4 protein-coding genes and 2 pseudogenes are annotated in these 6622 nt (G+C 70.1%); 3 read left to right on the forward strand and 3 right to left on the reverse strand.

Annotated elements, in window-relative coordinates; all coding sequences use genetic code 11:
* Window positions 1-415: 415 nt before the first annotated feature.
* Both ACWC0C_RS22140 and ACWC0C_RS22145 read right to left on the reverse strand, forming a co-directional pair.
* Entirely contained in the window at window positions 416-1324 is a 909-nt protein-coding gene (locus ACWC0C_RS22140; RefSeq protein ID WP_450865332.1) for a hypothetical protein, read from the reverse strand.
* Window positions 1325-1356: 32 nt separating this feature from the next.
* Window positions 1357-1506, reverse strand: a pseudogene (locus ACWC0C_RS22145) (ATP-binding protein); the annotation flags it as partial.
* Between ACWC0C_RS22145 and ACWC0C_RS22150 the strand changes: the two are divergent.
* Both ACWC0C_RS22150 and ACWC0C_RS22155 read left to right on the forward strand, forming a co-directional pair.
* Window positions 1498-2094, forward strand: a pseudogene (locus ACWC0C_RS22150) (DUF5753 domain-containing protein); the annotation flags it as partial. The pseudogenes ACWC0C_RS22145 and ACWC0C_RS22150 sit on opposite strands and share 9 nt — an antisense overlap.
* Before the next feature lie 8 nt (window positions 2095-2102).
* Entirely contained in the window at window positions 2103-2291 is a 189-nt protein-coding gene (locus ACWC0C_RS22155; protein ID WP_450865333.1) for a DUF397 domain-containing protein, read from the forward strand.
* Window positions 2292-2310: 19 nt separating this feature from the next.
* Here the strand turns inward: ACWC0C_RS22155 and ACWC0C_RS22160 are convergent, their stop codons facing one another.
* Entirely contained in the window at window positions 2311-4929 is a 2619-nt protein-coding gene (locus ACWC0C_RS22160; RefSeq protein ID WP_450865334.1) for a glycosyltransferase family 1 protein, read from the reverse strand.
* A 331-nt stretch (window positions 4930-5260) separates the two neighbouring features.
* On the opposite strand from ACWC0C_RS22160, the gene ACWC0C_RS22165 reads away from it, so the two are divergent.
* A partial coding sequence (locus ACWC0C_RS22165; protein WP_450865335.1) for a maltotransferase domain-containing protein occupies window positions 5261-6622 on the forward strand: 1362 nt, incomplete at its 3' end.

Genomic DNA, 6622 nt, shown 5'->3' on the forward strand with positions numbered 1-6622 from the left:
GAGCGAATACCTGCATCTCCGGAAAAGACGGCAGCGAGCGGCCGATGAACCTCGCGGCCCGTTCCGTCCGAAGTCCGCGTCGTCCAGCCAGACCTGCGCGTGTACTCAGCCCCCTGGAACGAATCTGCCAAGCGTGGCACTGCCATCGGTCGCAAGTCGCCGAACCCACCCAGCAGCGTGCATGCGAGAGGCGACCTCGCCCCTGACCGACGGAACGGATCCAGCCGGCCCAAGGCCCGGTACCGGTCAGGGCCACCGCTCTTCCGGGCCGCCTGCTTGCCTCTCCCCCATGCTGCAGTGAGGTGTGTCAAGGGTGGCCCCGGAGGGCATCACCGAAGGCGACGCACAGCGCCCATGACTCGCCTCGCGGAAGCACGACACTGGCCGGGAAGCGGTCGGCCCAACGGTGACGTCCTCACTCCTCGGCGAACAGCTCCGTCGCCTCAGAGGCGTGGACCGCCCGCTGAGCCCAGTTCTCCAGCTGGGCCAGGTCCGTGCAGGTCATCACCCGCTCCCGGATGGCGTCGGGCACGGAGATGCCGCGCCACTCCAGGATGCGCAGGGTCATCTCCTGACGGTCCTGAACACGCCCCTGCTCCAGACCTTGCTCCAGGCCTTGCTCCCGTCCTTCCTCACGTACTTGCTCAGCGAGCGGGTGTCGCCAGAAGTACTGGATCGCCGTCATCAAATCCCTCCACATCTGCTTCGCCTGGGGGTCGGCCAGGCAAGAGTCGACGAACTGCACGAAGACTGCGGCACTGTCGGGGTCGATGGTCCGCAGGGCGGCGGCCAGGGATTCCAGTATGGCCTCAGCCTGCGGGCCACGCCCGTGTGTCATGGCCGAGAGCACCGCAAGGGGGACGTCCTTCTCGGCCTGCCGCTCGTCCGCGATCACCGGCACGTTGTCCGGGCCGAGGACCAGGGGCCGTACCGTCAGCGAGTGCCAGTCGCGGAAGCCGAACCGGATCGGGTGTGAGGCCCACTGGGCGGTCCTGCTGCTCTGGGTGATGACGATGAGCACGGGCTCGCAGCGGTACTTCTCGTACAGGTAGCTCAGGTAGTACGGCCAGCTGCCCCGCTTGCGCTCGTCCACCTTCCCCTGCGACTCCACCACCAGCAGATACGTACCCTCGTCCGTCTCCGCCCTGAGCAGGGTGTCCACACGGCGCTCGACCGGTTCGATCTCGGTGAGGTCGATGTTCAGCGCCGCGATCTCCCTGGGTTCGGGGAACGGCACGTGCAGGACCTTCTGTAACGCCTTCGTCAGCAGCGTCGGATCCTTCTGGAAGATCCGGTGCAACGCCTCATGCGACGAGCCGACCATCAGCTCTCCTTTCCATCGCCGTGATCAACGAGCTACGCCGCCGCAAGTTCGCACCACACGTACTTCCCCCGGTCCCCGAACCGAGCCGTCGGCTGCCACCCCCAGTACTCCGCACACGCCTTCACCAACCCCAGGCCCCTCCCCTCCTCCGACTCCCCCACCTGCTCCAGCGGACACGCCGGACACACGGCTGGTGGGAGGAGTACCGGGGTTCGCTGCCCGACTCGTTCCTGGACTTGGCCGAACTGGACCACCACGCCATGTTCCTCCGGGAGGTGGCCATCCTGTATGTGCCGAGCCTGCTGCAGACGGAGGACTATGCCCGCGCTGTCTTCTCCGCCCGCGTACCCGAACTGACCTGTGACGAGCTGGAGTTGCGCGTCCAGCACCGCATGAGGCGTCAGCAGCTCACCGTCCCGTACGAGCTGGTCATCCACGAGGCGGCCCTGCGCATCAGAGTCAGCGACCGTGCCGCCCCCTGGACCCAACTGGGCAAGCTGCTGGAACACTCCGAATCGGACGACGTCACCGTACGGGTCATCCCCTTCGACCTAGACGGCTTCGCGAGAGCCGCCAGCGCCATGACGTACGCCGGTGGCTCTATTCCCAAGCTGGACACGGTCGTACGCGACGTACCCCACGGCTCGGCCTTCATCGACTCCGAAGCACAGCTCAGCGCCTTTCGAACGCGCTTCCGTAAGGTGGAGGCCGTATCGCTCGGCCCGGACCGGTCACGCGACTTCATCCACAAGCTGGCGCAAGAGCTGTGAGACATCCCATGGACACCCCCGACAACTGGCGGAAGTCGTCCCACTCGGGCCCCGACGACGGCAACAACTGCGTGGAAATAGCCACCACCCCCACCCACACAGCCATCCGCGACACCAAGGACCCAGCCGCCCGCACCTTCACCATCCCGGCCGGGTCCTTCGCCCTCTTCGTCGAGGCTCTGAAGGAGACGCCCTGACGGGGACCTCGGCAGCCCTCTACCGCAACAACACCCCCGCCCCGTCCACCCCCTCCTCCGGCGGCACCGCCACCAGCCCCAGTTCCGCGGCGGAGGCCAGCAGCCGGTGGGACGGGAGGATGCGGACCGTGTAGCCGTACGGGCCGGTGCGGTCCAGGGCCAGCGGGCCCTCGTAGAGCAGGCGGCCCTCCAGGTCGGGGGTGCCCGTCGGTTTCAGGGGGACCACCGTCGCGTCCGTGATGCGGTCCTCCGCGTCCACCCGGCCCGATACCGCCTGGACCTCGACGTCGTCCGGGGTCAGCGAGCCGAGGGCCACCCGCACCCGCAGGCCCACCGTCGTGCCCAACTCGGCGGTGGGGCTCGTCGCCGTCGTCTCCACGTGGTCCACGCTCACCCCGGGCCAGGCCGCGCGGACCCGGGACTTCCAGGCGGCCAGATCGCTCGCCGTGTCCGGGGTCAGGGCGCGGTGGGCCTGGGCGGCGGGGACGTAGAGGCGGTCGACGTACTCGCGGACCATGCGGCCGGCCAGCACCTTCGGACCCAGCAGACTCAACGTCTGGCGGACCATCTGGATCCAGCGGTCGGGCAGGCCGGCGCGGCCCTGCTCGTAGAAGCGGGGGGTCACCCGCTGCTCCAGGAGGTCGTAGAGGGCCGCCGCCTCGATGTCGTCGCGGCGGTCGGCGTCCGTGGCCGCGCCGTCCGCCGTCGGGATGGCCCAGCCGAAGTCCGGCTGGAACCATTCGTCCCACCAGCCGTCCAGGACGGAGAGGTTCAGACAGCCGTTCAGCGCCGCCTTCATGCCGGACGTACCGCAGGCCTCCAGGGGACGCAAGGGGTTGTTCAGCCAGACGTCACAGCCTGGGTAGAGCTTCTGTGCCATCGCCATGCCGTAGTCGGGGAGGAAGACGATGCGATGGCGGACCCTCGGGTCGTCGGCGAAGCGGACCAGTTCCTGCACCAGGCGCTTGCCGCTGTCGTCCGCCGGGTGCGCCTTGCCGGCGACCACGATCTGCACCGGGTGGTCCGGGTGGAGCAACAGGTCCATCAGGCGGTCGCGGTCGCGGAGCATCAGGGTCAGGCGTTTGTAGGAGGGGACGCGGCGCGCGAAGCCGATCGTCAGGACGTCCGGGTCCAGCACCCCGTCGATCCAGCCCAACTCCGCGTTCCCCGCGCCGCGTTGGCGCCAGGACGCGCGCAGTCGCTCCCGCACCTCCAGCACCAGCTGTTCGCGCAGGGTGCGGCGCAGCTCCCAGATTTCCTGGTCCGCGATCTCCGCTACGGAGTCCCAGCGCTCGGAGCCGCCGACGGTCAGCGCGTCCTCGGCCCGCTCCGAGCCGACCTGCCGGGCGCCGAGCCGCAGCACCTCCGGGGCGACCCAGGTCGGTGCGTGCACCCCGTTGGTCACGGAGGTGATCGGCACCTCCTCGGCGTCGAATCCCGGCCACAGGCCCGCGAACATCTCCCGGCTGACCTGCCCGTGCAGCAGCGACACCCCGTTGGCCCGCTGGGCCAGCCTCAGCCCCATCACGGCCATGTTGAACAGGTTCGGCTCGCCGCCCGGGTACGTCTCCATCCCCAGGGTCAGCACACGTTGCACATCGATGCCGGGCAGCTCGGCGTCCGCCCCGAAGTGCCGGGCGACCAGCTCGCGGTCGAAGCGGTCGATGCCGGCCGGGACGGGGGTGTGGGTGGTGAAGACCGTACCGCCGCGCACCGCCTCCAGAGCCGAGTCGAAGTCCAGCCCGTCCGCGCAGAGTTCGGCGATCCGCTCCAGGCCCAGGAATCCCGCGTGCCCCTCGTTGGTGTGGAACACCTCCGGCTCCGGGTGCCCGGTGAGCCGGCAGTACGTCCGCACCGCCCGGACACCCCCTATCCCGAGCAGCATCTCCTGCAGCAGCCGGTGCTCGCTGCCGCCGCCGTAGAGCCGGTCGGTCACCCCGCGTTCGCCGAGGTCGTTCTCCTCCACGTCCGAGTCGAGCAGCAGCAGCGGCACCCGGCCGACCTGGGCCAGCCAGATCCGGGCGTGCAGCGCCTTCGCGCCGGGCAGGGCGAGGGAGAGCTGCGCCAGGGAGCCGTCGGCCTCCTTCAGCTGGGTGAGCGGCAGCTCGTTGGGGTCCAGCACCGGGTAGTGCTCCTGCTGCCAGCCGTCGCGGGACAGGGTCTGCCGGAAGTACCCGTGCCGGTACAACAACCCGACTCCGATCAGGGGCACCCCGAGATCGCTGGCCGCCTTCAGGTGGTCCCCTGCCAGGATGCCGAGGCCGCCCGAGTACTGGGGCAGCGCGGCGGTGATGCCGAACTCCGGGGAGAAGTAGGCGATGGCCGCGGGCATGCCGTCGGCCTGGGTCTGGTACCAGCGGTCGCCGGTCACATAGTCGTCGAGGTCGTCGACGGCCGCGCCGAGGCGGCGCAGGAACCGCCGGTCCCCGGCCAGCTCGGCCAGCCGCGCCGGCCGCACCCGGCCCAGCATCCGCACCGGGTCGCCCCCGGCGGCGGCCCAGGCCTCGGGGTCCACGGACTGGAACAGATCGCGCGTTTCCGCATGCCAGGACCAGCGCAGATTGCGCGCCAGGTCGCTCAGCGGCCGGAGGGGTTCGGGGAGAACGGGACGGACGGTGAAACGACGGATCGCCTTCACATGCCACCTCGGGCGCGTCACGGGGTGAGACGCACGGCGCTGTACGTCTCCTCGTCACTGTCGACGGTAGTGGTTACCCGGGGGTCGGTGGGGACGCGGCCGGCGGGGGTGTCGGGGCGTGGAGGGGCGGTCGCGGGGCACCTGGAAAAAAAGGGGGCCGGTCTTGCGGGTGGACATACGCGTGAGTAGTTAACAAGTTCCGGATTGCCCACCCGAACAGGGTGGGAAGGCTCCTGCGGTACACACCCCACAGGCGTCCCACAGCACCTCCGCAGGACCCACCTCCCCAGATCCATCCGCCACACCCACGTTGACGCGGACAGGAGCGGTCATGCCCGCCACGCACCACTCGTCTTCACCCTCACCGAGCAGCAAGGCCACGGCAGCAGCCAAGGCAACGGCCAAGACGGCGGCCAAGACACCGGCCAAGACGGCGGCCAAGAAGCCGGCTAAGAAAACGGCAAAGAAAACGGCGCCGGAAGCGGCCGGCAAGAAGGTCGCGAAGCCCGCCGCCGACGTGCCACGGACGCCCGGCCCCGCCGGACCCTCGCCCGCCTCCGGGTCGACCACCCTCGGCCGTATCCCCGTCCTCGACGTACGCCCCGTGGTCCAGCACGGGCGCAGGCCGGCCAAGGCCGTGACCGGTGAGTCGTTCGAGGTGTCCGCCACGGTCTTCCGGGAAGGGCACGACGCCGTCGCGGCGAACGTGGTGCTGCGCGACCCGGCCGGCCGGCCCGGCCCGTGGACGCCGATGCGCGAACTCGCCCCGGGCACCGACCGCTGGGGCGCCACCGTCACCGCGGGCCAGCCCGGCCGCTGGACCTACACGGTCGAAGCCTGGTCCGACCCGGTCGCCACCTGGCAGCACCACGCCGGCATCAAGATCCCGGCGGGCATCGACACCGAGCTGGTCCTGGAGGAGGGCGCCCGGCTGTACGAGCGCGCGGCCGACGGCATACCGGAAGGGCAACGGCCGGTCGTAGGAAAGGTCGTGGCGGCCCTGCGGGACGAGAACCGCCCCGCCGCCTGGCGTCTCGCGGCCGCGCTGGCGCCGGAGGTGAAGGACGTACTGGCCCGTCATCCCTTGCGGGAGCTGGTCACCGCCTCCGACCCGATGCCGCTGCTGGTGGAGCGCGAACGCGCCCTGTACGGCTCCTGGTACGAGTTCTTCCCGCGCTCGGAGGGCACCCCCGAGCGGCCCCACGGCACGTTCCGCACCGCCGCGCGCCGGCTGGGTCCGATCGCGGACATGGGCTTCGACGTCGTCTACCTCCCGCCCATCCATCCCATCGGTACGACCTTCCGCAAGGGCCGCAACAACACCCTCACCGCCGGGCCGGACGACGTGGGTGTCCCGTGGGCGATCGGTTCTCCCGAGGGCGGCCACGACGCCGTCCATCCCGATCTCGGCACCCTCGACGACTTCGACTTCTTCGTCGGCAAGGCCCGGGAACTGGGGCTGGAGATCGCCCTCGACTTCGCGCTCCAGTGCTCGCCCGATCACCCGTGGGTGCAGAAACGCCCCGAGTGGTTCCATCACCGGCCCGACGGCACGATCGCATACGCCGAGAACCCGCCGAAGAAGTACCAGGACATCTATCCGATCGCCTTCGACGCGGACATGGACGGTCTGGTCGCCGAGACGGTACGGATCCTGCGGCACTGGATGAGCCACGGCGTGCGGATCTTCCGG

The sequence above is a fragment of the Streptomyces sp. NPDC001709 genome, from assembly GCF_053596375.1.

Coding starts and splice junctions, on each gene's coding strand:
- ACWC0C_RS22140 (WP_450865332.1), bottom strand. CDS start 1,324: ATGGTCGGCTCGTCGCATGAGGCGTTGCACCGGATCTTCCAGAAGGAT.
- ACWC0C_RS22155 (WP_450865333.1), top strand. CDS start 2,103: ATGGACACCCCCGACAACTGGCGGAAGTCGTCCCACTCGGGCCCCGAC.